The organism is Archangium sp., assembly GCF_045802675.1.
In the GTDB taxonomy this organism is placed as follows: domain Bacteria; phylum Myxococcota; class Myxococcia; order Myxococcales; family Myxococcaceae; genus Archangium.
In genome coordinates this window covers 21,298-46,344 of sequence record NZ_JBJMQO010000027.1, presented here as the reverse complement: position 1 = coordinate 46,344, position 25,047 = coordinate 21,298, and the positions used below count along the sequence as shown (strand labels likewise).

Here is a 25,047-nt window from a genome sequence, read left to right as displayed (position 1 = left end):
TCATGAAGAGTCGTATGCGAGGGTGGCTCGCGCTGGGAGCGCTGGCCGCCTGTGCTTCCACGGGCGCGGGCTGTAGCTGCAACGGAACGGCACAACCACCCGAGAAGGCCGTCACCGTCGCGGCGCCCACGCCTCCCCAACCGCTGCGCGTGGCGCTGGCCGGTTCCTATGTGCCTCTGCACTTCCCGCGCGCGGGCCAGATGGACGGACTCGAGGCGGACCTCGCGCGGCTGATCGGCCAGCAACTCGGGCGGCCGGTGGAGTTCATCAACCCGCGCAGCCTGTCCCTGGACAGCGTGAGCGCCATCGCCCAGGGCAAGGTGGACCTGGGGCTCAACTCCATCTCGCCCACCGAGGAGCGGCGGCGGCAGGTCGACTTCACGCAACCCTATGTGACGATCTCCTACCGCTTCGCGGGTGGGGAGTCGTGCGAAGAGCTGGTGCCGGATGACGCCGCGGCGCTCGCTGGGGTGACGGGGCGGGTGGCGGTGCCCAAGGGGCCCGCGCTCGAGGCCGCCCAACGCGCCCTGCCCCAGGCGACGCTCGTCCCCACGTCCTCGTCCAAGCTGGCGGTGGCGGCGGTCCAGCAAGGCGAGGCCGACTGCGCCCTCGATGAGGACGTGGGCCTCCTGCAGGCCCTCGAGGGAACCTCCCTGCGGCTCATCGGAGTCGAGGCGGGTCAATCCCCGCTGGCCATCGCCGTCCCCAAGGGCCAGGCCGCCACCTACGACGCGGTGTTGCGCGGGCTCCAACCCCGGCTCGCCGAGCTGATGCTCAAGTGGCAGCCGGGCCAGATGAAGGCGCCCATCGCCGGACTGGACGACGCGGAGAATCTCGGCGTGCTGTGCAACGTCCTCCAGGATGAGGTGGAGTTGCGAGAAGCACCCGAGTGGTCCGCATCGGTCCGGGAGTCCTGGCCCTGCGGGACGGTGGTGGAAATCCTGAGAGAGAGCGAGCACCGCACGCCGGCCCGCCAGGACACCAGTACCGGATACAGCGAGAACTTTGGCGGCCAGTGGTTCCAGGTGCGGGTCGCCGCCAATGGCAAACGCGGGTGGGCCTACGGCGACGATCTCTTCAAATGGCTCCGGGCGGACGATCCGGATTTCCCGACGAGCAGGGCCATCGACCGGGAGCTGATCGGGCGCAAGGTCGCGGGCCGGTATGCCTTTGGGCTCGCGCTCGACCAGTACTCTCCGAGCCCCGAGGAAGATGGTCCCGAGATGGATGAAGACATCGCCCTGCCCTTTCTCTACATGAAGGGCGCTCCGTTCGTCGCGCCGATGCACCTTCCCGCCCACGCGGACGCCATGTGGGCCCACATTCCCGATTCCGCCCAGTGGATGTTCCTGGTGCTCAACTCCGCGGGGGGTTCGAGCACTCCCGACTCGATCTCCGCCAGTTCCATGGGAATCGTCAGCTACAAGGTCCGCATGAAGGTGGGTATCGGTTACCAGGACGGAGGAGCCAAGGCGACGTTCACCGGGGAGTTCGCCGAGAACACGCCCCAGGTGAGCCTGACTTCCATTTCCAGGGACGAGTGAGGCACTCCTCCTTCTGGGGGCGAACAGCTCATTCAGGAAAACAAGAGTTGCCCCACCAGTCCCCAGGGCAGCTCAACAGCCCCTGAGCCGACACCCTGAGCCGTGGCGGGTGTGGGAAAGACGGCGCAGAAGCGGCTCGACACCTCGCGAGGACTGGACGTGCTCGCCGAGGTGCTGTGGCGTGGGGTGGTTGCGGGGCTGCTGCCCTGACGTGGCGTTCGTCGTCTCAATCGACGAGCGCCTGATAGACGAGCTGGCTTGGAAGCGGCGGGATTCGAACCCGCATCAAGGTGGAAGCAAAACCCCAAGCAGGTCGCGCTGTTACCGGGTAACGCCTTGATCTCACTTCGGATCGTTCCCCCGCTCCGTCCCGTCTCATCCCGTTCAGTTCCCCGCTGGAGGGGCACACTGGGGGCACATGGTGCCCCTTACCCGTGTGGACCGTGCCAGCCCCGGACTCAGCCCGTTCAGGTGGTGGAGCGGGGCTGACGCCCATCCCCGTCCGCTCGGATGCTCTCCAATAGAGCGATCCTCACTTTACACCCTTCGGCAAGGCTCGGGGGAGCGCTCACTCAGAGTCCCTTTACTGCCCTGTTAGGCCACTCGTCAGACCTTTAGCGAAGTTATGTTCGAAGGCTGAACGAGTTTGATAACTGGTGAATGCGCCATACGCAGCAATGGCCCAAGGATTCCGCAGTCGTCCCACTCTACTATACTCGAAGCGCCACTGCCCGTTGCCAGGGCATTTCCCCGCAGCGTTCTTGACCTTGCCAGATAGAGACAATCGCTCCATTCCTTTGGGGGACTGTGTCGCTGACGCCAGGGAAACTAACTGTTTAGTCTCCTCAAAGCGTTTCTGCCATCCTGGAAGCAGGATTTTGGGGGGCTGGAGAGATGCTGCGAACGACATCTCGCCGCTTTGATTGAAAACAACCAACTCTAGGCAGCGAAGACTTACTGATCCCCATTCAAGAAAATCAAGGCGCCATTCACCCTCACCGAGAATAGATGGCACCTTGAAGAACCGCTGCGGATTCATCTCTTTTGATGATGCCTCTGCACTCTGGGAGACTCGCTTCGCCAGAACTAAGAACGCCTCATCCAAATTCCTCGTCCCATCCTTTCTCACGGCCAGATCGCATGGGGGACCCAACAGGACATAAACTGCATTGCTGTCGGGCTTCCCGAACACGTCGCCACATGCAAGGGGAGAGTGACTAAAGTTAATACGGTCGCGTGAATCAAAGACCTCGTCGTTGCGCCATGCAGAGAGCAGAGGCTTCACGCTAGGACGGGCCTCCTGAACCGGCAGCGAGTCTAGTTCACGGAGCTTGCGCAGCCCTATAAGTTGTTCAATGAGAAATGTGTCCTTGGCAATTTGTTCGTCCACTGTTACGCGCTGCCTTAACAGAAGAATGCGAGCGAGCACGCCGGTCTCTGATGCCCCTTCATCAAGGGAGTTTTGAAAGACGCTGTGATCCAAATCGTATACTGACTGGTCTGAAAGATCCTTGACTGCCTGTTCGACAGCCCTCTTCATAGACTGAGCAATCTTTTCAGCCATGCTGAAGCACGTCTTATGCACAAGGAGATGCCGCAGCGAGCGCCTCAAGTTATCAACTGCCGTGAGGCTCGCCTCTTCATCTGTTCGCTTAGACATAACCGCGAAGCGATGAATAGGTATGTTAGCGGAGCGAGACAATGTCTCGCGGAGTTGTTCGGCCTCTCGCTGGGAAACGCTATGCGTGAGCATCACCAGGCTGCATCCCAACGATGCTTCGAGAGCCAATTCTTGGAGAATGCGCTCCCCCGCCTGATCGCTTTCAGCTCCAATTTTGAACTCACGGTCAATAAGAACAAGGGTAGTACCATCGAGCGCCGCTTTGATGGCGGACTGCTTCTGAGTCCAATCCGTCAGCCCATAGGGCTCAACGCTATTACCCAGAGAAGCCACGATTTCTCCTAGAGGCCCATCTCCGTAGTCGTCCTCGGGAGGAAGGGCTTCCTCGGCTTCTTTTTCTCTTAGTTGGGCGGAGAGAGAGCCCAGAATCTCGGCCCTGGCTGAAGAGGACTCCGCGATTGCAGATTCATAAGCCTCAAGCCATACCTCAAGTTCATCATCGACATTTATTCCATCCAATGCGGGATGGGATGGCTTGAGTTCCATCGCCTTGAACTTGGCGAAAGTGGAGGCTATCTCGATCTCATCCTGTGCTGTTGAGACTGCGGCGCCCTTCTCAAACAAGTCGTCAATCCAAATGACGCGCTTAATGCCAACGATGCTAAGAAGTTCTTGAAGGCTGATGTTCATGCTGAGACTGCTCCTGAGAAATCTATCGAAAACTGATAGTGCCGACCGGCAGCATTGCGTGTCGGGGCTAGCCGGATCGAGCAACCTTCTTGTTCAAGCAATTGGGAAACAATGAAGAGGCCCAGTCCGTTGCCTTCTCCTTTGGGCTTATCCGTCACGAAGATATCAAAGATGGTGTCTTCGATACTGCGCTTCACGCCGGGCCCGGAGTCCCAAAGAATAAGCTTTGGAGAATCCACTTTGACGCCAATTACGAGAGGAGCCTTAGGGTTGGTTGCCGAATAATGCCTCAACCAAAATTCGCTATTGCGAAAGATGTTATCGACCACTTGCGTGAGTTTGCCCTTCGGAAAGGAAACCGTGAAGTCGGCACTGATGTCCTGCTCGATGACGATTCCAAACTTCTGGAGTCTCTCTGCGCGTAGCCCGACAAATTCAGCAAGGAACTCCGACAGTTTGAAGGTATTCTTGGTTTCGCGCGTTGCGCGCAACATAGGATCAAGCAAGCTGAGTTGCTTACGAAGCGAATTCGCAGTCGCTTTGACTGCCTCCAAGTAACTCAAGAGAGTTGGATCTTTGGAAGCCCCCACCTTGCGACTGATCTTTTGTGTTCGGGAAAGAAGATCATCAATTAATGCATGGGCATCATGGGCGAGCGCTTGAGCAACCAGTCCAATGCCGACAGTTTCATACACCTCGCCGATTTGATGCTTCATTTGTGCGAATCGGTCGAGAATTGCGTCTGCAACCTTGGCCTGCTCAGACAATGCGCCCAGCGCTTCAGCAATCTCGCCGCGCCGCTTTTCTAGTTCAGAAGTAACTTGCTGGAGTTGACCCAGAGCGCCCTCGACCTCAGCTCTCAGTGCTGGATCGGACTCAACCTTCTTTAGAGTTCGAGCTAAATTGTCTCGCACTCGCTTGATCGATGAGCGCTGTTTTTGTTCGGTCGCGTCGAGCTTTTGCTTGGCTGAGCGTGCCACTTGAGTCACGTCTGATAGGCGTTGAACCGCATCGCGAGGGCTCCAGTCAGCGGGCAGTTGAGCCTCTGTGGCTTTTTGCGATTCACGATAGACGTTGTAAGTCCTCCGCAGAAAGGTCTGTGAGTCGTTAATGAATTTCACGAACTCGCCTAGAACGCCATTGAACCCCCTTAAGGCAGGCGTGTCTATGAATCCCTCTCTATCAGACTTCTCTGTCAACAGTGGGTTTCCTGCTGACGTTATAGCTACAAACCCAATTGCATTTGAGGGCCTCAGCCCGTAGTAACTGCGTCCAGAAGTCTGAGCCTTTCCAAGACCTAGCCAGTCTTCTTGCATGTGAACAACGAAGCCGTCTCGATATACCGCTACCCCTGCATGCTTCTTTACGTACTCTTTGTAGCTTACCGCCGACGTAAACGCTTTGTCTGGCCCCCAGTCGGTCTCATTTAGATCGAAGCTGTCAATCTCGGCTCTGAATGGGCCAGGTTTTGCCCACGCAACCGCCCCCGGCTCGCGGTTCGCAATCTCTTCCCACGTAAACTTCCTCGACACCTGCAAAAACCAGCCTTCTTCGGTGCTTTTCTTGACGGAAAATCCTTCAGCACCTTTCTGGCTCAATAAGAATTTCAGAAGAGCAGCGCCATTGTCCGCCTCGACCATATCGACATAGGCCGAATCGTCTTTTTTTGTCTCGAAGAGTGAGGCCTTAATATGCCCAGAGCAGGTGAGCGATTGATCGTCCCACTCAAGCGTAAAGCGTGTTTGGGCCATGCTTCGAAGCCGTTTGGTGAGCGCCTCAAGGTCAATCTTCGAGCCGTCTATGGAAATCGACCATTTGAATTTTGATATTCCTTCAAACGGAGACACCAGCTTTGATAACTCAGTTTGAAGTTCACTAAGGCGACGTTCACCTTTCCAATAGGTGGGAGACGTGAGCCCAAAAATCGAAAGCCTTGTGCCCGTCTTTTTTGTTGCGGGAACAGGAGTGATCGTTACTTTTATATCGTTGAGGGGCTTTCCTGACTTGAAGTCACTCCATTTGAGGCGGACGCGAAATCCCTCTTGTTCTACGTGGTGATGCGTCACTATCTCGACCAGATCACCAAGTTTCATGGTCCCAAGGCGGCCTAACCCCTTGTCGCCTAGCGGAGTGCGCCGAAACTTCTTGGTGACTTCCCCTCGATCCTTCATTCCCCGCTTCGGAGAGAGACTGATGGTAAGCCATCCATCTTTTATCCTCTCAAGCGTCATCCCAGATCCATTGTCTTCAATGCTCAGCATGCCCCGGGCATTGGGGTCGAGAGCAAGCGTCGGATCAGGTTCATGCTCGGTGGAGAGTTGGACTCTGGCCCACTCTGCGTCCGCATCGTAGCTATTCTTTATGAGTTCAAGGAGCGCTTGCTGAGCATCGGTTATAAGTTGATCCCCAAGTTGGCGGATAACATGAGCATCAATCCGTAGTTCAGCTTGTTGTGTCTTGGTAGGCTGTACCATTGGTGGTGCCTAACGGGCGAGGGGCGCCCGCTTGTTGCTGCGAAAGATTATGATGTGCTCATGGTGCATCGTTGGGGCTACGCTGTTTCGAATGGCCATTCGCTTGGATCGAATCTGGCGTACAACCGATGTGACACGAACACCGCCATGAGTGTTGACGAGTTCTGTTGTGATTGCATCGAGCGGGACTTCGATCCCTCCAACGCGGCGATTTCCTAGAGTCCAGATGGAGTAGGCGTTGTGCTTGAGCGCTGCGAATGACGCTTGAATTGCGACGTCAAGATCGCTGATGAAAGTTACAACGCGAGAGCTGCGGTCTTTGGGATGCAATTCTAGTTTTCTGAGTGTTTTGTCTAGCGAAGGGGACCGCTCAAGAAGATCGCGAAACTGCTGCCGGAGATTCCCTCTTGCACGTTCTCCGCCTAGGCTCTGTCGATCAATCTCATGTGTGCTACTCAGAAAATCTTCACTCGATGCGCCTGTGTCGATGTCTTTGAAATCGACCCATTGCAATGGTAGATATGCGCTTTGCCCGTAGGGAACAGTGGTCTGATTGTCTCCATATGGGGGAGATGTCACAAGCAAATCATACTGACCGTCGATAGGCAGTCGAGAGTCGCGAAGGCGAATGTCGGCGCTTTGTACAGGGGGCGTGCCTTGAAAGCTGTCTTCCGTTTTGAGGCGCGTTGCAAATTCGAGGTGTTTGGCGAGATTTCGCTCTGCTATGACCCTAAAAACATCTAGCGGCCGTGCAAGTGTTGGGATTTGTTCTCGTGGTCGAATGTGGAGTTTGTATGTCGATGTTCGAGAATTGCTGGTGAGTCTAATTGTTTCTGCAAGACTCACCCAAAGGAAGCGCCGAACCCATCGCTCCTCGATTGATCCTATTGCGCGCTTGAGGCGAGACAAGTCTATTGCTGCGCAGTCTCGAAGCCATTTTCGCCTGTTAGGAAAGTGTGCTTCCAGATGGGTGCTGCGGTCTTCTCGGGCTGCCGTTAAGGCTGTATGTACTCGCTTGTGGAGGAGTGCGTTGTTGAGCGGGCCCGCTTTGGCTTTGCATAGCAGCACTGCTAATGGATTGATATCTTGGGCGCGTACCGATAGCCCGGCAATCATTGCCTCGACTAGAATAGTTCCTGAGCCTGCAAAAGGATCAAGTACCGAAGTGATGTTGCTTTGGAGTTGAAGTATAGATGCTATGAGTTTTCTTTGTACCGATGGAACCATCATTGCTGGGTACTGGAAGTATGCGTGGGCCTCTTCGCGGCGGGAGCCCCCGGCGAATGTCCAGCACTCAGGATCTTGTCCGCTCTGGGCTTCAATGCTGGCGATCAAGGCGTTGTCTACTTCGCGCAGGTCAGTTGCGCCTGGCGAGGACAAAGACCTTGCCCCTTGCATACTACCGGTGGAGGAGGGGTAGCCGGTTGAGCATTCGTAAACTGAAGCGTCGCTATGTTCCATAGGCTCTGGTTCCGGCAATGGCGAGGAGAGTTAACCCTTCTTCGGCGCGCTCTCTCGAAAAGTTCCGGGATTCTACATTTGGAGTGGATAGTCGACCACAAGGAAATCTCGAACATAGTTCTTGACAACTGAGGGTCAACCTTTCTTCTCTCCCGTCCATTCTCGGCTCGCGAGCATGGACGTCGGATGGCGGCGACCAGCTCGGACACGGGCGACTTGGTCCGTGAAGTGCTTCAGAGCAGAAGCCCGCCGCCCTGCGCTTCACTTGCCCGGCAGAAGAAGGGCGACCAATCGCTCTAGTGCCTTTGCCTTGATCCTCGGACTGTCCAGGCGAGCGAGGAGGCGCAATAGGCGGCGCTTCTCGGGGGTGTCACTCAGGTCGGGGGGCACCGTGTTTGCCCCGGGGGCGCTCTGCCCCGGCTCCACCTCGGCAAACCCCATCAGTTCATGGGGTCCGCTGTCGACCTTCACCGCACGAGCGCCGGCTCTACGTCACCTCGCCTTGGTCACCGGAGCTTCGCGGTCTTTGGCCCACTCGCTCCGCTCGGTGCCGCCTCACAGCCGGTTCCTGTTCGTCGCCCCGCGGCTTCGTTCCCCGCTTCCTTCACGCTGGCCTCGCGGTCCCGCGCTCTGCGGTTCCCTTCGTTCGCGGTGACCTGCTTCCGGGAGGACTTCCACCTCCATGTCGATGCCCATGCCGGGCGCACCAAAGAAAAACCCAGCAACCCCTTAAGATTGCTGGGCTTCTCGGGATGGAGGCGGCGGGAATCGAACCCGAGTCCTTCCGATACCCTCACCCCATCCCTCTCCCAAGGAGAGCGGGGTGATTCGCTACACGTACCCGAAGCGGCGGCGCAGGAACCACTCGGTTCCCATCAGCCCGATCATCGCCATCAGGTAGTACCAGCGGTCCCACAGCGGCTTGTCCTTCGCCCGGCCCACTTCCACCACCGGCGGGTCCAGCAGCGGCACGTCATCCGGCAACCCGCTCATCGGCAGCCGGAACGCCGTGCCTCCCGTGTACTTCGCGATCTGCTCCATCAGCTCCGGCCGCACCGACGCGTCCGAGAGCTCCGGGCCCACCGCTCGCACCGCCACCGCGTCCTCACCCTTCCCCAAATCCGTCTCGCCCTTCTTCGCCGTGCCCACCAGCTTGTACGGGCCCGGCGCTGGCGGCGCGAACTCCAGCCGCACCACTCCGTCCGGCCCCGTCTGCCCTGTCTGCACCGCCACCGGCTTCTGCGTGTCCACCGACACCAGCTCCACCCGCACCTGCGCGTCCTGCGCCGGCTGGTAGTCCGACGTCCTCGAGGACACCACCACCCCCACCGGCTTGCCCGGCTCCACCGACGGCGGGTCCGCCGTCACGTTCAGCGTCGTCAGGTCCGGATCCCTCACCAGCCAGCGCAGCGCGTTGCCCCAGAAGCGGTCATACGTGCGGCTCGGCGAGCCCTGCTTGTGCGCCGTGAAGGCCCAGTACCAGCTCGCGTCCGTGGCCACCACCATCGACCGGCCCCGCCCGTAGTCCCACACCGCCACCAGCGGCGCGTTCCTCCCGTCCACCGTCATGAACGGATGGTCCATCAGCACCGTCGCGCCCGGCTTCGCCCGCGTCAGGTTCGCTCCCGGAATCGCCGGCAGCTCCGCCCACGCCGCCTCCGTGCTCGCCCCTCCCGACGCCATCGCCGTCACCGGGTGACGCATTCCCTCCGGTGTCAGCCGCGCCTTGAAGGGCTCCGGGTTCGCCGGGCCCGCGCCCTCCACCGGCAGCGTCTCGTACAGCGTGGGCATGCTCGCGCGGCCCTCGCCCAGCACGCTGTCTCCGCCAATCATCACCAGCGCGCCACCGTTGTGCACGTAGCGCTCGAGGTTGCGCTCGTACTGCGCGATCGACAGCGATTGGTCCGTGTAACCGAAGTTCTGGAAGATGACGACGTCGAACGTGTCCAGCTTCGTGTCGAAGATCTCCTCCATCGGGAAGGGAATCAGCGACAGCTCGCGCTCCTGGCTCACCACTCCCGGGTCATCGGACATGGTGCGCAGGATGTAGAAGGACACCAGGTCCACGTTCGCGTCCTGGCGCAGCAGCCCGCGCAGGTAGCGCTCGTCCCACGAGGGCCGGCCCACCACCAGCAGCACGCGCACCCGGTCCCGAATCACCTTCAGCACGAACGAGCGCGTGTTGTTGTCCCCCACCGCCTCGTCCGGGAACACCGGCATGCTCACCGTGTACACGAAGCGCCCCGTCTGGTCCGGCGTGAAGGTGAAGCCCACCGGCTTCACGTCGTCCGAGGACTCGAAGCGCACCGACTTGCTCGCCACCATCTTGCCTTCCTGCTTGAGCACCACCGGCACGTCCTGCCCCGAGAAGCCCCGCCCGTGCACCTCCACCTCCACCGTGATGGAGTTGCGCACGAAGGCGAAGTCATCCACCTTCACCCGCTCGACGGCCAGGTCCTTCAAGGCCTCCTTGCCCACGAGGAACGTCGACACCGGCACGTTCAGGTCCGCCAGCGCCGCGCGCGCCCGGCCCACCGCTCCGCCCGCCAGCTCCACGTTGTCCGCGCCATCGCTCACCAGCAGAATCCCCGCGAGCTTCTTCGCCCCCTGTGCCCCCGCGCCCGCCGAGCGCAGCGCCGACAGCAGGTCCGACGTGCCCGCGCGCGCCGGCTCCTTCGCGAGCGCCTCGACCGTGGTGGGCGCGAGCTCCGGGTCGAAGCCATACAGCTCCACCGTGTACCTGTCGTTCAGCGCCGCCAGCCCCGGCGCGGCCTTCTCCAGGAAGGCGGCCGCCTGTGCCGAGCGCGTCATGCCGCCGGGCTCCACCGGGAAGTTCATCGACGCCGAGCGGTCCACCAGCACCGCCACCCGGTTCTTCATCCGCGCCACCTGCAGGTTGCGGATGCCCGGCTCGAGCAGGAAGAAGAGCGCCGCGGTGCCCGCGCCCGCGCGCAGCGTCCACAGGGACCAGCGCCGCAGCCGCGCCGGCTCGCGCCGCACGCCCCACGCCGCCAGCCCCACTCCGAGCGCCAGGCCCACGCCCATCAGCACCAGTGCCCACACGGGCAGGGGCGAGAGGCTGACGAGCTTCCAGGCATTGAAGGGGGTGGTGTCCATGAAGGAGTCAGGGGCCTCGGCTCAGCGGCGCTTGTTGAGGATGAGCGGCAGGTGGACGGCGTCGTCCTTGTAGTCCAGGCAGAGGGCGTACATGCACAGGTTCACGCCCAGGCGCACGGCCAATTCGCGCTGCGGCTCGCCACCCGGGGAGACGTCGAACTCGTAGTCGCCCCCCTCGCTGCGGCTCCAGGCACCCGCCACGTCGTTCTGCGAGTACATCACCGCCGCCCGCTTGCCGAGGTTGGCCGAGAGCAACTGTGGCTTGTTGAGCAACCGGCCCGGCGCCGAGTCCAGCAGGAAGAAGCTCTTGAAGACGACGTGCGCGGAGGGCACCGGCGTGAGCGGGCTCTGCGGCAGCACGCGCGCCATTTCCCGGCGGAAGCTCGCGTCGAAGCCGTCCCCGTCGCTGCCGTCGTTGGCGTCCGCCAGCAGGAAGCCGCCGAAGGTGAGGTAGCGCCGCAGGTTCTCCACCTCCGCCTCGGTGAAGGGCGGAAAGCCCCCGTCCCCTCCCAGGTACAGGAAGGGGTACTCGAAGAGGTCCGGGCTGGAGAGGGCGAAGGGCCGCGCATCCGGCACCACGTCCACCGAGGTGCGCCGCTGAAGCTCCCAGGCGATCCGTCGGAGCCCCGACAGTCTGGCATCCCAGTGGCCGCCATGGCGGGCCACGGCGGGGATGAAGCGGCTCTTCTCTCCGAAGGCGGACGCGCGGCCAGCGAGCAGCGGGACGAGCGCCGCGCTCCCGAGCAAGAGGTGGCGACGGCTGAGGGGGCGCGGGGACATGGGGGTCCTATATACCGTCGACGCGCCCTCGCATTCCCCGGTATAGAGATCCCCCATGGCGAAAGGCGGACAGACGCCGAAGGATCCTGCTTCCCCCCGGATGCAGGCGGCATGGAAGCTCAAGGACTCGGGGGACGTGGTCGCCGCCCGGCGCGAGGCCGAGCGCATCCTGGCGGACAATCCCAGCCCGGAGGACAAGGTGCAGGCCGAGGAGTTGTTGCGCCGCGGCTCCACCCCTCTCGCGCTCTACGGCTTCGCGGCCCTGGCCGCCTTCATCCTCGTGCTGCTCGTGGTGCTCGCCGCCACGCGCTACTAGGGGAGCACCGTCATGGACGCGTATCTCGAGGCCCTCAAGGCCTATCAGACCTTCAACCCCGCCGGCTGGGTGGCCCTCTACCGGCTGCTGCCCATGTGGGCCGGCATCGTGAGCTGCGTGCTGGGGCTCGCGCTGCTGCTCTTCGGCGGCGGCAAGCTCTTCCGCGTGCTGGCCGGGCCCCTGGGTGCGCTCATCGGCCTGGGCTGGACGGGCGTGCTGCTCGCGAAGCTCAACATCACCGGGATGGATCCGCGCCTGCCGGGCATCGTCGCCGCGGTGCTCGCGCTGCTGGGCTTCCTCTTCCCCCCGGCCATCGTCTTCCTCGGCGTGGGGATTCCCGTGGGCCTGCTCGGCGGGGAGATCGCCGGACCCGCGGACTACCTCGTCGGCTTCGCGCCCGGCTTCCTGCTCGGGGGCGTGGTGGCCGCGGTGCTGCACCGGCAGGTGGCCTCCATCCTCGCCTCCGTGCTCGGCGCGTGGCTGCTCGTCATCGGTGCCATGGCGGCCCTGCACCAGTTCGGCGGGCTCGTGAGCGCCATGGCCAGCCAGCCCTGGGGCCTGCTCGTCGCCGCGGCCCTCTTCGCCATCGCCGGCAGCGTGTATCAGATCGCCGTGCGCCCCTCGCCCGAGGAGTCCGAGCGACAGCTCGCCGAGCGCCAGAAGTTGAAGGCGCGGCAGGCGGAACAGAAAGCCATGGAGAAGCGCTGGAGCGCCTCCCGGGGCGGCAAGTAGGCACTCGCGCGCGTCCTTTACCTCCACCGGGGTGGCGCGTAGATTCCGCGCCCCTCCCACCCCCCCCGGGAACGAGCGACACCGATGGGCCAGGCCAGACGTAAGGACAAGGAGAAGAACCCCGAGTCCCGGGAGCCACGCCGCCCCGAGACGGATGGCGCTCCCGGCCCGGACGCCGAGGCGGGTCCCCCGGTCGCCTGGAAGAAGCCCGAGGGCCTCACGCCCCGCGGTTGGGCGGTGCTCGCCGCCGTCATCCTCGCCGTCCAGTTCCCCCTCATCCACTACGCCCTCTTCCGGGGCCAAGCCGACACCACCGCCCGCGTGCCCTACGCCCAGGACTTCTCCGGGGGCTCGGCCGTGGTGAAGCGCGACTTCTTCTCCACCGGTGGCCACTGGCGCGTGGTGAACGGGCAGTTGCTCTCGCCCGGCGTGAAGAACAACCCGCTGTGGCTCCAGGCGGCGCTGCCGCGCGACGTGGCCGTCGAGTTCGACGTGCGCTCCGAGTCCCAGGAAGGCGATATCAAAGCCGAGATTTTCGGTGACGGGACGGACCACGCGTCCGGGTACGTTCTCATTCACGGCGGGTGGAACAACTCCATGTCCGTCATCGCGCGCCTGGACGAGCACGGCACCCCGCTGAGCGTGCTCCAGCAGCAGGCGCGGAGCGTGGCCCAGGACAATGGCGGCAAGGGCTCGGGCCTGGTGGAGACGGGCGTGTTCAAGCAGGACACGCACATGCGCGTGGAGGCGCGGCCCTATCCGGTGGAGCTCGGCCGCACCTATCACTGGCGTATCGAGCGCCGGGGCTCGCTGCTACGCTGGTTCATCGACGGCCAGCCCTTCATGGAGTTCGATGACCCCCTGCCGCTCGAGGGAAAGGGTCATGACCGCTTCGGGTTCTCCAGCTGGGAGTCCCAGCTGTACTTCGACAACCTGAAGATCGAGCCGCTGTGACCGCCAGCAGTCCGGCGGAGCCCCGCGGCCCATCCGCAATCCGAGGTAACACCGTGCGCAGAGTGGGAATCTTCGGCTGGGGAGTGGTGGCGCCCCGGTCCCGGAACATCGAGGCCTTCGAGAAGAACCTCGCGTCGGCGGAGAGCTGGCTCTCGGCCTTCGAGGGCTTCGGCCCCAACAACTTCCTCGTCGGCAAGCCGGACTTCGACTTCTCCGAGTACAAGCCGTGGATCGACGCGCGCGTCCCCGCCACGCGCTTCGCCCAGCTCGAGAAGAAGATGGGCATGCCCACCAAGATGGCGATCGGCTCGTTCATCCAGGCGCTGGGGCAGAACCCGGGCGTGGAGCAGGAGCTGCAGGCGCTCGGGCCCCGCGCGCATGTGTACGTGGGCACCGGCCTGGGAGATCTGCCGACCATCCATGACATCACCCTGGGCCTGCACCGCGCCCAGCGCCGGTGGGACCGCTTCTGGGCCGCCCCCGAGCGCAACAGCGCCCTGCGCCGCTGGCAGGAGTCGCACGAGCCCCTGACGGGCATGCCGCCCGAGCCCTCCACCGTGGACGAGGCCGAGCGCGACGAGGCCGAGGAGGCGTGGTGGCACTTCTGGGCCGGCCAGTCCCCGGAGCTGCGCGAGTACCTCGCCGAGCAGAAGGAGATTGAAGGGCTGGGCGTGGAGAGCGGCAACGTGGAGGCCGCCAAGCTCGCCGTCATCAAGGAGAAGCGCACGCGCAACCAGCGCCTGCAGAAGAAGTGGGGCGCGCCCGAGCCGCCGTGGAACGCGGTGCCCTCGGAGATTCTCTGGAACATCCACAACACCCCCGCCTCGCAGATTTCGATGATGGGGAAGATCACCGGCATGACGTTCGCGCCGGTGGCCGCGTGCTCCTCGTTCGGCTACGGGCTGAAGCTGGCGCTCGACGCCATCCGCCGGGGCGATGCCAAGGCCGTGGTGATGGGGATGACGGACCCGCCGCCGCACGAGCTCACCGTGGGTGGCTTCTACAACGCGCGCGTGGTGAGCGCGGACGGCGCCGTGTCCAAGCCCCTCACGCAGCTGCGCGGCACGCACGTGGCCGGTGGCTCGGTGGTGTGGATTCTGGGAGACCTGGAGCACTTCACCGCCAAGGGCTTCACGCCCCTGGGCATGGAGCCGCTCACCGTGGGTGTCACCGCGGACGCCGAGCACATCATCACGCCCTCGAAGGAGGGCCCCACCGTGGCCATCCACGAGGCCTTCGAGGCCGCGGGCCTGACGCCGGCCGACGTGGGCAGCTGGGACCTGCACGCCACCGCCACCCCGGGTGACTTCCTGGAGGTGGAGACGCTGCGCGCGGTGCTGCCCGAGACGGTGCTGGTGACGGCGCGCAAGGGCACCTTCGGCCACGGCATGAGCGCTGGCGGCGGCTGGGAGCTCACGGCCCAGTACCTCAGCTACGCGCGGGGCCAGATGTACCCCACCCCGCTGAGCGAGGCGGAGCTCAACAAGGAGATCGGCCGCGTGCACGGCCGCTACGTCTTCGACAAGCCGGTGGCCGTGCCCCAGGGCTGCGCTGGCAAGCTCTCCATGGGCGTGGGCGGCATCAACGCCTGCGTCATCTCGCGCCCCTGGCGCTGAACGCGGCGCGGACCTACCCGTAAGGGGTCATGGTTCGCGTGCGCGCTCCCGCGGTGGCGGGCTCGTTCTACCCCGCCACCGCTCCCCTCCTCGCCCGTCAGGTGGATGCCTTCCTGGAGCAGGCCCCCGCCTGTCCGAAGCCCCACCCCGCGGCCCTCATCGTCCCCCATGCTGGCTATGTGTACTCGGGCCCGGTGGCCGCGAGCGCCTATGCCTGCCTGAGTGGGTTGCGAGGCCAGGTGCGGCGCGTCCTCCTGCTCGGGCCCTGCCACTTCGTGCCGATGAACGGGCTGGCCCTTCCCGAAGCCGAGGCCCTGCGCACCCCGCTCGGAGACGTGCCCGTGGACGAGGGCCTGCGCGCCCGCGCCGAGGCCACCGCGCATGTCACCGGCTCGGCCCTGGCCCACCGCAAGGAGCACTCCCTCGAGGTGCAGCTGCCCTTCCTCCAGCGCGTGCTGGGCGACTTCGACGTGCTCCCGCTCGTGGTGGGCTCCGCCCGGCCCGAGGAGGTGGCCGAGGTGCTCGACACGCTCTGGACCCAGGACGTGCTGCCCATCATCAGCTCGGACCTGTCGCACTACCTGCCCTACGACACCGCCCGGCGCGTGGACCGCGAGACGGCCGAGCACATCCTCCGGCTCGAGGGGCCACTCGCGGAGGACTCCGCGTGCGGCGCGGCGGCCATCAACGGGTTGCTGCTCGTGGCGCGGCGCCGGGGATTGAGCGCCAGGTTGCTCGACCTGCGCAGCTCCGGCGACACCGCCGGGGACAAGCACGAGGTGGTGGGCTACGGCGCCTTCGCCTTCCACGCCCGCGCCTAACCCATGCGCACGGTGTTGCCGTCTAGGCGCACCTTCTCGATGGTGAGGCCCATCCACTGCTCCATCAGCTCCTTCGCCAGGTCGCGCGCCGCCTTGAGCTGCTCGGTGCTCCCCTCGCTGTAGAGCCCGCGGATGATGGTGCCCGAGAGCACCACCGACTCGTACAGCTCCTGCTTCTCCTTGTCCGACAGGCGCCGATCCTTGAGCCCCATGGCGATGCTGGCGTTGATCTGCTGCAACAGGCTCTCCTGCTGCTCGCCGCTCAGCTCCTGGCCGTCCTTGAGCACGCAGTAGGCGGAGCGGAAGAGGAAGAGGAAGGCCCCCGCGAGGTTGTTCTTCAGCCGCTGCTCGTCGCGTTGATCCAACAGCTGCTCGTAGCCCCTGAGCAGCTCCAGCAGGTTCCCCTCGAGCGCGCGGCGGTGCGGCTCGTCGAGGTCCGGCACTCCCGCGGCGACGCGCCGGGGCATGAGGGGGTCCCCCACGGAGCGGAACGAGGACACCGACAGCGGCAGCAACACCGGCGACACGGTGCCCGCCTCCCCCGGCGCGCCCGGAGCCACCGTGTCGGTGCTCCACTGCCGCTGGAAGGAAAGCCGGAAGTTGCTCGTGACGAACAAGGTGCTGCTGTACGGCCGGTATGGGCTGTCCGCACTCGCCGGCCCCGCGGAGCCGAGCAGGATGCACACCGCCAACGCGGCGAGCATCGCCCTGGAATCGTGCTTCATCGTGCCCCTCCAAACCGCCTTGGGATGTTGAGCTCTCCGGGAGCCAGCCCTCCCACCGCGGCCGCGTCACTCCCGGAAACGGGGGCAACATCCTCGGAAAGCACCCGGGGGGGCAAGCAATCGTGCAGAATACGACACATGCGGGTCACCCTCCACCGGGGCGTCAGCCTCGCCGTCCTGGCCTCCGCGCGTACCGAGGCGGAGCACCACGAGGACCTGGGTTGCAGCATCCAGGGCCCCACCTCCCGGCCCGTGCGACAGGCCCACCTGCCCCTCAAGGAGCGGCTCGCACAGCTCGGCCCCGAGCGCTCCCTGCGCGAGGCGAAGGCCCTCGTGCGCTGGCTGGAGGAGACGCCCCGCTACGCCGCGCTCTGCGACACCGGCCGGCGGCGGGGAGGGCGGCGCCCCCTGCGGCACGAGGTGCTCTTCCCCGACGCGGCGCGGCACAAGCCCCGCTTCCTCCACCTGCGCCAGGAGGAGTTGGGGCTTGATTTCCCGGTGAAGACGCGGGAGTGGCCCGCCCTCGCCGGGCTCTTCGCCTCCCTCGCACGCGGGGCCACGCGCGCCGAGCTGCGGGCGCTCGCGGTGGTACCGGCGGTGGGCGAGCTGCTCGCGGATATGTCGCAGGCGGGCTGGCTGGTGCCCCATGAGGGCCCGGTGGAGGTGCCCACGCCGGGCGCCCTCTTCATCGGCCACAACACCGTGCTGGTGGCGAGCCCCCGCGCGCGCGTCCTCGTGGACCCGTACTTCCGGCCCGCCAGCTCGATGGATCGCCCGGACTACCCGCCCATGCAGCCGGGAGACCTCGGCCCGGTGGACGCGGTGGTCATCACCCACTCGCACGGGGACCACTTCCACCTGGGCTCGCTGCTGCAGTTGCCGCGAGACACGCGCATCTTCGTTCCCGCCGTCGAGCGCGAGAGCCTCTTCTCCACCGACTGCGTGCTGCGGCTGCGACAGCTGGGCTACACCCGCGTGGAGGCGCTGCGCTGGGGGGAGGAGCGGCTCGTGGGCGACATCACCGTGCGCGCCCTGCCCTTCCACGGCGAGCAGCCCACCGACGGAGAGGGCCTCTACCCGGGCCTCTTCAACGAGGGGAACACGTGGCTGGTGCGCGCGCCGGGCTTCTCCGCCGCCTTCTTCGCGGATGCCGGACACGACGTGCGAGGAGACATGCGCACCGTGTGCCGCGCGCTGCGGAAGGAAGCGCCGGTGGACGTGCTCTTCTGCGGCGTGCGCGGCTTCCGGCTCGAGCCCCTCTTCTTCGGCTACACCACGCTGGACGCCTACCTCGTGGACGTGCCCGTGGACGCGCTCGGCACGCCCCAGCAGCTCATGGCGGGGCCGGAAGAGGCCCTGCACTACGGCGAGCTGCTCGGCGCGCGCTACGTGGTGCCCTGCGCCGACGGAGGAGCCCCGTGGTACTGGCGCGAGGGCATGGGCCCGCGCTACCCGGGCTACCCCGGCGCCCCGGTGAGCGGCGCGAGCACCCTGGACGAGAACCCGGACGCGGACCCCTACCCCGAGCGGCTGAAGCAGGTGCGCCGCCGCGTGGGGCACGGGCCCCAGGCCCTGCTGCTACGCCCCGGCGAGGCCCTCGGCTGGCGGGGGCCCAAGGCTCCGGAGCTCGTCCAGTACCCGGGCTTCCGCTGGCCCTTCGGCGGTATGCCGGCCCGCCGGGGCGCGTGACGCGGCACGCTCAGCTGCCCGGAGGCCGCGGCGGCTCGGACTCGAGGTCCCGGATGGGCTCGCCCGGGAAGCCCTTCAGGTTGAGCAGGCCCGCCAACATGTGCAGCTTCTCGTGCACCGACTCGTTGGTGAACTCGTGGAGGTCCATCAACGCCTGGGCGTAGTCCGTGAGCGCGCTCAACCACTCGCGCAGACTCTCCGGAGTGGAGGGTCCCGCGCGAGCCGCTTCGATTCGAGCGAAGGCCTCGTGCAGTCTGTCCGCCGCGTCGTCTACATGCCTGGGGAGTGCCATGGTCGATTCCTCCACCTCACCATGGGACACCCCCGTCTCCGCGTGCCAGGAGGTGCCTCACGCTGGAAGGCCCGACTGACGCGCCGGGAGGCGCTCCCTCCCGTGCCGCGTGGGAAACGGGCGGACAGGCCTCGCGGGTGAGCCGGGCCGATGAGCGGCCATCCGAGCCTCGCGCCCTCGCATGCACCCGCGCCCGAGCGGACAAATCCTGAACCCTTGTGACGCAGGCCAGGACGGCCGCGACGAACCTGGGGAGGAGGTCTGCCATGCGAGGACGTGAGCGCGTGTGCAAGAAACACATCAAGCAGGCGGGCTGGAGCATCGCGAACGAGGGCCAGCAGGAGCGGGGCTACCACCTGGAGCTCCACGGCCCCCGAGGCGAGCGGATGAAGGTCGATGCCGTGTCCAAGGCGCGCGCCTACCACCGGGCGGACCGTCAGGTGAATGGCTCGGAGCCCGGAAGGGCGCTCTGGGCGGGCCCCACCTGATGCCACCCCGTCCGGAAGGCAGCCGAGCGAGCCGCACTACCTGGGGCCCTCCTGTTCCCGGCGGCCCCCGAGCCCCAACCTACCTGCCAGACACCGAGAGCGTGCCATGAACGTTCAAGATACCGACCATCTGCCGGCGGGACAGGACAGCAGCCAGGCAGCCTCCGACGAGCAGCTCCAGAGGCCGAGCAAGGCGCCTCCTCCCATGCAGGCGGACCAGAGGCCGCCCATCGAACGGGGCGCGCACCTGCTCGCGTTGAGCGCGCTCAAGAACGCGGAGATTCCCTTCGTGGTCGCGGGCGCCTACGCGCTGCACCTCTACACGGGCATCTACCGGGACACCAAGGACCTGGACATCTTCCTCAAGCGCGAGCACGTGGAGCGCGCCATGGAGTCCCTGGGCAGCATGGGCTTCCACACGAAGATGCATGACCCGGTGTGGATCGCCAAGGCGTACGCCAACGACGACTACTTCGCGGACCTCATCTTCAGCTCGGGCAACGGCGTGGCCATCGTGGACGACCACTGGATTGATGCCGCCAATCCGGGCGTCATCCACGGGCTGCCCATCCTCGTGGCGCCGGCCGAGGACATCATCTGGTCCAAGGCCTTCGTCTGCGAGCGCGAGCGCTTCGACGGCACGGACATCAACCACCTCATCCTCGCCCGCGGCAAGCAGATGGACTGGAAGCACCTGATGGCGCGGTTCGAGCCGCACTGGGAGGTGCTGCTGGCCCACGTGACGTTCTACCGCTTCAGCTACCCGGGCCAGCGCGACCACGTGCCCCGCTGGGTGTGGGACGAGCTGCTCGAGCGCGCGCGCAACCAGCACAACGAGCCCGAGAAGAAGAAGCTTTGCCGGGGAATGTTGATCGCCAAGGGGCAGTACAAAGTGGACGTCGAGCATTGGGGATACACCGACGCCCGCCTCGAGGAAGTCCCAACGTTCCGCGACTACGTCGCGAAGGAGTGAGGCACACGGCGCGGCCCTTGCCCGGCAGGCTGTCTCCCTCTAAGCAGGGGAGCCGTCGAGCTCTCAGGAAGCCGCGCCCATGTCGTCTCTCTCCACGCTCTGCCTTCACTGCGGCCTGTGCTGTGACGGCACCCTGTTCACGCACGTCCCGCTCCGGGCCACCGAGGCGGGGCCGTTGAAGGCGCTCGGGCTGCCCGTGAAGGCACGCGAGGACGGCACGCTCCTCCTCCCGCAGCGCTGCGCGGCCCTGGACGGCAAGCGGTGCACCGCCTACGCCGAGCGGCCCGAGGGCTGCCGCCGCTACCACTGTCACCTCTTCTCCGCGCTCTCGGAGGGCGAGGTGTCGCTCGAGGAGGCGCTCGCGGTGGTGGACGGGGCGCACGCGTTGCTCGCCTCGGCGAGCGGCGAGAAGACACCCGAGGTGGAGGACTACCTCGACCGGCACTTCCGGGGCCGGCGCCGGCGCTACACGGCGCAGTAGCCGCCGCTTCGTGGCGTGGGCAACGGAGAGGCGCGGGGAAGATGGAGCCGCCCCGGGTGCCTCGTTAGCCTGCGGGGCATGCGTCACTGCCTCCTGAGCGCCGTCGTGTTGCTGGGGTTGTTCTCCTCCGCCTGTAGCCACTCCTCCCGTACGCCCAACGATGCGGGGACGGACTCCGGGCCGCCTCCGGAGCAGACCGATGCGGGCACTCCGCCACCGGGGGCCAGCGTCCAGGTGCCGGTGAGCGTCCCCGAGGGCCTGCGCGACTTCCCGTTCAACTCGGCGCGCTCGCTCACCGTGCCGCCCGGCTTCTCCGTCTCCGTGTTCGCGCGGGTGCCCGAGGCGCGCTTCCTCGCCGTAGCCCCCAACGGGGACGTGCTGGTGTCCCAGCCGGACCAGGGCACGGTGAAGCTGGTGCGCCCGAGGGAGGGACAGCCCCCCGAGGTATTCGACTGGGCCACGGGCCTGAGGCGCCCGCATGACCTCGTCTTCCGCACCGTCGCGGACACCACCTGGGTGTACGTGGCCGAGACGAACCAGGTGACGCGCTCGCCCTGGCAGGCGGGGGAGACGCAGCGCCACGAGGCCGCGGTGCTCGTGAGTGGCCTGCCGGACTCGAGCCTGCCCGAGCTCCAGGGCCGCTACGGGCACGAATTGAAGAACATCGCGGTGGACCCGGCGGGACGGCTCTATGTGTCCATCGCCTCCACGTGCAACGCGTGCCTGTCGGACACGCAGAGCACCCCCGAGCGCGCGACCCTCTACCGCTACGGCCCGGAGGGAGGCGAGGGACAGCTCTTCGCGCGAGGCCTGCGCAACGCCGAGGGCCTGGCGTTCGTACCCGGGACGGACACGCTCTGGGTGACGGTGAACGCGCGCGATAACATTGCCTATCCGTATGACGACAGCACCGGCCAGTACGGCAAGGTGATTCCCGAGTACGTGGACAACCATCCCCCCGAGGGCCTCACCCACGTGCGCGAGGGCGGCCAGTACGGCTGGCCCTTCTGCAATCCCAACCCGGACTCGCCGAGCGGCCTGGAGCAGATGCCCTTTGATAGGGATTACGAGCTCAACCGGGATGGGAGCGTGGACTGCGGGAAGATGGATCGCTTCGACCAGGGCATCCAGGCGCACTCGGCGCCGCTGGGCCTGACGTTCCTCACGGGCACGGCGTTCCCCGAGCCCTACCGGCCGGGCATGGTGGTGGCCTACCACGGCTCGTGGAACCGCACGCAGCGCACCGGCTACAAGGTGACGTACTTCCCGTGGGACGCGGCGTCGGGACAGCCCGGAGCGGAGGTGGACCTCGTCACCGGGTGGGTGTCACCGGATGGCAAGAGCGTGTGGGGCCGCCCGGTGGACGTGGGCGTCACCGCCGACGGGGCCCTGCTCATCAGCGACGACCAGGCCGGAGCCCTGTACCTGCTGCGCAAGCAGTGAGCGCTCGACCCCAAGCAGTGGTTCTTCAGGGAGGCACGGTCATGTCCAATCGAAGCCTGGGGTCAGGAGGTCCGTGGAGGCACTCGCATCAGGGGACGCTTGCCCTGGCCTCGCTCTTGTTGCTGTCGGGGTGCACGACGGTGGAGGGGAGCCTTCGGCCGGAGCACTTCCAATTCGTCACGGTGGTTGCCAAGAAAGGGAAGGGCCCGGGAGGTTGGCGCGCGGCATGTGTTCACGTGGGCATCAGAAGAAGGAGCACGGAAGAACTGTTCCTCTGCAAATTTGGTGTCGAGATTCCCATTGAGAATGGCGAACAGGGCTTCATCCCGGTCGAACGTGCTCAGGGTGTCGCCGCGAAGTGCGCCAATCTGGCCGCTAAAAACATCCTCAGCCTCACCACGAAGGACACCCCCATTGGTATTGCCTGCGAGGTCTTCAAGACCGAGTACGATCTGATTCTGAACGCCACCATCGCGGGAGCACATGCCACGAAAATGTGCAATGCACAGACCAAGCCTGTAGTCGTCATCCCTCCCTGACACCATGCACCCATCCACTGAAGAGTTGTTTTCGATTGCCCGGAATTACTGGCCCTCGACTGAAGAATATTATCTCAAGGGAGAGGCAAGCCCCGAGAATCAAAGGCTCGGCGCACTCTGGCAAGAAAAACTCAAGAGGATAGACCGCTGGTGGGCAATGCTGGATGAGTTGAAGGAAGAGCTACCAGAACTCACCATTGGCGATGCGACCGCGACACTCCATGCCAGTTTTCGTTGCACTGCCTATTCGAAGAAAGTGAATCAGCAGCGCTCCGCCCTCGTCGGCTGCCTCAGCATTATCGCCCCTGTCTTCACAGTCTACGGCCTGGAATTCGAATACCAGGGAGAGACGCGAACCGTCAGCAGGATCTGCTTCGAGCCACTTCCGGCCTACATGCAAGGGCCTGCAGGTGTCATCGCGAGGAAGATCGAAACGATGTTCGGGGCCAGCGCGCTTCCTCGAGAGGTGGCGGACACCCCCGTCCCGCTGTTCGTGGAGTGGAAGAAGCCTCCCCACACGACGCTCTTCCATGCGCTCTTTTCGAGCACGCCCGAGCGCATCCCCTGACCCCAGGGTCCGCTTCCCCCGGGCGTTCGGAGAGGAACCTTCTCGATCCCGCACTCGGTTGTAGCCAGGGGTGGACCGCAAAGGTAGTATCCCGTCACGTTCTGGCGTCACCTCGGGAGTCACGAGGCGGCCCGGGCCCCTGGGAGAATCCATGGATCGTGAGCAGTTCCTGACGTGGGCGGAGAGTGTCCTCGCGCCTTGTGCCACCGCCGGTGCCAGCCCGAGCGGCCTCACGCCCTATCGCAACGTCCGCATCGGTCCCTGGCAGTACCTCGGCGTCGACGCGCTCCACGATGGCACCGTGCGCGTCTACCTCTACTCCACCCGCCCCGCTCTCAAGGCGCGCTGGATGCACCTGCGCAACACCCTGGAAACGCGCGGCTCCCTTGAGCCCCTCCAGCCGCTGCCCCCGGACTCGCGCCCCCGCCTCTTCATGCGCGACAACGGCGAGGCGCACCGCGGCTTCTTCGGCTTCGAGTGGCAGCCCGGACCGAAGAATCTCTCGTCCGAGCAGGCTCCCGTCAGCCAGTACGTGACGTGGCTCCTCCACGTCGCCCGCGAGACGTGAGGGCCCGCTCGCTTCACCCCTACTCCCCCGCGCGCCCTCAGCCCTTGGGCACCGCCACCAGGTCGAAGTCCGGAATGTGCTCGCGCATGTACTCGCGCATCCGGTTGATGAGCCCCGCTTCAATCTGCCTCGCCCGCTCGCGGCTCACCCCGTACTTGTCTCCGATGTCCTGCAGCGTCAGCGGCTCGTCCGAAATCAGCCGGTTCTCGAAGATGTAGCGCTCCTTGCCCTCCAGCGACCTGGCGAACTCCTGGAGCTTCTCCCGGAACAGCGCCTTGAGCTGCTCGTTGCCCAGCCGCTCCTCGGCGCCCACCGAAGCCGACGGCAGGAACCGGTCCATCCGCGTCGCGCCCGAGTCGTCCCCCCCCACCGGCGCGTCCAGCGACATCTCGTCGTGGCCCAGCCGCTGGTCCATCTCCACCACGTCCTGCTCGGTGACGTTGAGGCGCTCGGCCAGCATCTTCGGCGTCACCTCGAAGCCCTGCGCCATCAACTTGTCCTGCTCCTGGCGCAGCTTGAAGAAGAGTTTCCGCTGGGCCTCCGTCGTCCCCAGCTTCACCATCTTCCAGTTGTCCATGATGTAGCGGAGGATGTAGGCGCGGATCCACCACGCGGCGTACGAGCTGAGCTTCACTCCGCGTTCGGGGTCGTACTTCTTGACCGCCTGCATCAAACCGATGTTGCCCTCCTGCACCAGGTCCAGCAGGGCCATGGGGTTGCGGTGGTACTCGTGGGCCAGCTTCACCACCAGGCGCAGGTTGGCCGCCACCAGGCGGTAGGCCGCCTGCACGTCCCCCGTATCCCGGAGGCGCCGGGCCAGTGCCACCTCCTCCTCCCGGGTGAGCAGGGGGTGGCGCGTCACCTCGGCCATGTAGGCCTGGAGGGGGTCGGCCCGGGCCAGCCCCGTCTCGCCCGCATTCACCAGGGCCGCCCGAGGGGGCCCGGGCACCTCCTCCACCTCGGCCTCCACCTCCTCCAGTTCCTCGGGGGCGGGCTCCACGGCGTCCGGTTCCGGCTCGGCGGATTCGGCCTCCACGGCCTCGGCATCCTCGGGGGGCGGGGCAGCGGCGGGCCGCTTCGCCCGGGTCCGGCTCCCTGTCCCTCCCGTCTTCTTCCTCCCAATCGCCATGAGGAGTTCCTTAAGCAAAGTGAGCC

21 protein-coding genes and 1 pseudogene are annotated in these 25,047 nt (G+C 65.2%); 14 read left to right on the top strand and 8 right to left on the bottom strand.

The window, feature by feature from the left end; translation table 11 throughout:
* The first annotated feature begins 2 nt into the window (after positions 1-2).
* The gene (locus ACJ8AN_RS08340; RefSeq protein ID WP_407754724.1) at positions 3-1,544 is read left to right on the top strand and encodes a transporter substrate-binding domain-containing protein; all 1,542 of its coding nucleotides are present in this window, start codon (positions 3-5) and stop codon (positions 1,542-1,544) included.
* Between the two features lie 583 nt (positions 1,545-2,127).
* Here the strand turns inward: ACJ8AN_RS08340 and ACJ8AN_RS08335 are convergent.
* From ACJ8AN_RS08335 to ACJ8AN_RS08315, 5 genes are all read right to left on the bottom strand, one after another.
* Positions 2,128-3,855 (bottom strand): hypothetical protein, encoded by a 1,728-nt coding sequence (locus ACJ8AN_RS08335; protein ID WP_407754723.1) that lies wholly within the window; start codon positions 3,853-3,855, stop codon positions 2,128-2,130.
* A complete protein-coding gene (locus ACJ8AN_RS08330; RefSeq protein ID WP_407754722.1) occupies positions 3,852-6,329 on the bottom strand; it encodes an ATP-binding protein in 2,478 nt (825 codons plus the stop codon). Before ACJ8AN_RS08330 ends, ACJ8AN_RS08335 begins: the two co-directional genes overlap by 4 nt.
* A gap of 9 nt (positions 6,330-6,338) precedes the next feature.
* Complete coding sequence (locus ACJ8AN_RS08325; RefSeq protein ID WP_407754721.1) at positions 6,339-7,664, bottom strand: hypothetical protein; 1,326 nt, start codon at positions 7,662-7,664, stop codon at positions 6,339-6,341.
* A gap of 957 nt (positions 7,665-8,621) precedes the next feature.
* Complete coding sequence (locus tag ACJ8AN_RS08320; RefSeq protein ID WP_407754720.1) at positions 8,622-10,907, bottom strand: glutamine amidotransferase; 2,286 nt, start codon at positions 10,905-10,907, stop codon at positions 8,622-8,624.
* 21 nt (positions 10,908-10,928) lie between these two features.
* The gene (locus ACJ8AN_RS08315; RefSeq protein WP_407754719.1) at positions 10,929-11,687 is read right to left on the bottom strand and encodes a DUF4159 domain-containing protein; all 759 of its coding nucleotides are present in this window, start codon (positions 11,685-11,687) and stop codon (positions 10,929-10,931) included.
* A 55-nt stretch (positions 11,688-11,742) separates the two neighbouring features.
* On the opposite strand from ACJ8AN_RS08315, the gene ACJ8AN_RS08310 reads away from it, so the two are divergent.
* The 5 genes and pseudogenes from ACJ8AN_RS08310 to amrB all read left to right on the top strand — a co-directional run bounded on the left by ACJ8AN_RS08310 (position 11,743) and on the right by amrB (position 16,126).
* Positions 11,743-12,003 carry a molecular chaperone DnaJ gene (locus tag ACJ8AN_RS08310; protein WP_407754718.1) on the top strand — a complete coding sequence of 87 codons (261 nt, stop codon included), beginning with the start codon at positions 11,743-11,745 and terminating at the stop codon, positions 12,001-12,003.
* 12 nt (positions 12,004-12,015) lie between these two features.
* Positions 12,016-12,735: a hypothetical protein gene (locus ACJ8AN_RS08305; protein WP_407754717.1), complete on the top strand. Its 720-nt coding sequence runs from the start codon at positions 12,016-12,018 to the stop codon at positions 12,733-12,735.
* An 84-nt stretch (positions 12,736-12,819) separates the two neighbouring features.
* Positions 12,820-13,677: pseudogene (locus ACJ8AN_RS08300) on the top strand (hypothetical protein); the annotation flags it as partial.
* A gap of 65 nt (positions 13,678-13,742) precedes the next feature.
* Positions 13,743-15,305, top strand: coding sequence for a beta-ketoacyl synthase N-terminal-like domain-containing protein (locus ACJ8AN_RS08295; protein ID WP_407754716.1), 1,563 nt, complete (start codon positions 13,743-13,745; stop codon positions 15,303-15,305).
* Positions 15,306-15,334: 29 nt separating this feature from the next.
* Positions 15,335-16,126 carry an AmmeMemoRadiSam system protein B gene (amrB, locus tag ACJ8AN_RS08290; RefSeq protein WP_407754715.1) on the top strand — a complete coding sequence of 264 codons (792 nt, stop codon included), beginning with the start codon at positions 15,335-15,337 and terminating at the stop codon, positions 16,124-16,126.
* Here amrB and ACJ8AN_RS08285 read toward each other — a convergent pair.
* Positions 16,123-16,851: a DUF6683 family protein gene (locus ACJ8AN_RS08285; RefSeq protein ID WP_407754714.1), complete on the bottom strand. Its 729-nt coding sequence runs from the start codon at positions 16,849-16,851 to the stop codon at positions 16,123-16,125. The two genes, amrB and ACJ8AN_RS08285, sit on opposite strands and share 4 nt — an antisense overlap.
* Before the next feature lie 138 nt (positions 16,852-16,989).
* Here ACJ8AN_RS08285 and ACJ8AN_RS08280 point away from each other — a divergent pair, with 138 nt between their 5' ends.
* Entirely contained in the window at positions 16,990-18,540 is a 1,551-nt protein-coding gene (locus ACJ8AN_RS08280) for an MBL fold metallo-hydrolase (RefSeq protein ID WP_407754713.1), read from the top strand.
* A gap of 10 nt (positions 18,541-18,550) precedes the next feature.
* On the opposite strand, the gene ACJ8AN_RS08275 is transcribed toward ACJ8AN_RS08280, so the two are convergent.
* Positions 18,551-18,832 carry a hypothetical protein gene (locus tag ACJ8AN_RS08275; RefSeq protein ID WP_407754712.1) on the bottom strand — a complete coding sequence of 94 codons (282 nt, stop codon included), beginning with the start codon at positions 18,830-18,832 and terminating at the stop codon, positions 18,551-18,553.
* 266 nt (positions 18,833-19,098) lie between these two features.
* Here ACJ8AN_RS08275 and ACJ8AN_RS08270 point away from each other — a divergent pair, with 266 nt between their 5' ends.
* From ACJ8AN_RS08270 to ACJ8AN_RS08240, 7 genes are all read left to right on the top strand, one after another.
* Complete coding sequence (locus ACJ8AN_RS08270; RefSeq protein WP_407754711.1) at positions 19,099-19,320, top strand: hypothetical protein; 222 nt, start codon at positions 19,099-19,101, stop codon at positions 19,318-19,320.
* 106 nt (positions 19,321-19,426) lie between these two features.
* Positions 19,427-20,293 carry a nucleotidyltransferase gene (locus tag ACJ8AN_RS08265; RefSeq protein WP_407754710.1) on the top strand — a complete coding sequence of 289 codons (867 nt, stop codon included), beginning with the start codon at positions 19,427-19,429 and terminating at the stop codon, positions 20,291-20,293.
* Between the two features lie 79 nt (positions 20,294-20,372).
* Positions 20,373-20,774 carry a YkgJ family cysteine cluster protein gene (locus tag ACJ8AN_RS08260; RefSeq protein WP_407754709.1) on the top strand — a complete coding sequence of 134 codons (402 nt, stop codon included), beginning with the start codon at positions 20,373-20,375 and terminating at the stop codon, positions 20,772-20,774.
* A 78-nt stretch (positions 20,775-20,852) separates the two neighbouring features.
* Positions 20,853-22,217 (top strand): PQQ-dependent sugar dehydrogenase, encoded by a 1,365-nt coding sequence (locus ACJ8AN_RS08255; protein ID WP_407754708.1) that lies wholly within the window; start codon positions 20,853-20,855, stop codon positions 22,215-22,217.
* Positions 22,218-22,258: 41 nt separating this feature from the next.
* Positions 22,259-22,756, top strand: coding sequence for a hypothetical protein (locus ACJ8AN_RS08250; protein ID WP_407754707.1), 498 nt, complete (start codon positions 22,259-22,261; stop codon positions 22,754-22,756).
* A 4-nt stretch (positions 22,757-22,760) separates the two neighbouring features.
* Positions 22,761-23,324, top strand: coding sequence for a hypothetical protein (locus ACJ8AN_RS08245; protein ID WP_407754706.1), 564 nt, complete (start codon positions 22,761-22,763; stop codon positions 23,322-23,324).
* 151 nt (positions 23,325-23,475) lie between these two features.
* Complete coding sequence (locus tag ACJ8AN_RS08240) at positions 23,476-23,892, top strand: hypothetical protein (RefSeq protein ID WP_407754705.1); 417 nt, start codon at positions 23,476-23,478, stop codon at positions 23,890-23,892.
* A 37-nt stretch (positions 23,893-23,929) separates the two neighbouring features.
* Here ACJ8AN_RS08240 and ACJ8AN_RS08235 read toward each other — a convergent pair whose 3' ends face one another.
* Positions 23,930-25,021: an RNA polymerase sigma factor RpoD/SigA gene (locus ACJ8AN_RS08235; protein ID WP_407754704.1), complete on the bottom strand. Its 1,092-nt coding sequence runs from the start codon at positions 25,019-25,021 to the stop codon at positions 23,930-23,932.
* Positions 25,022-25,047: the final 26 nt, after the last annotated feature.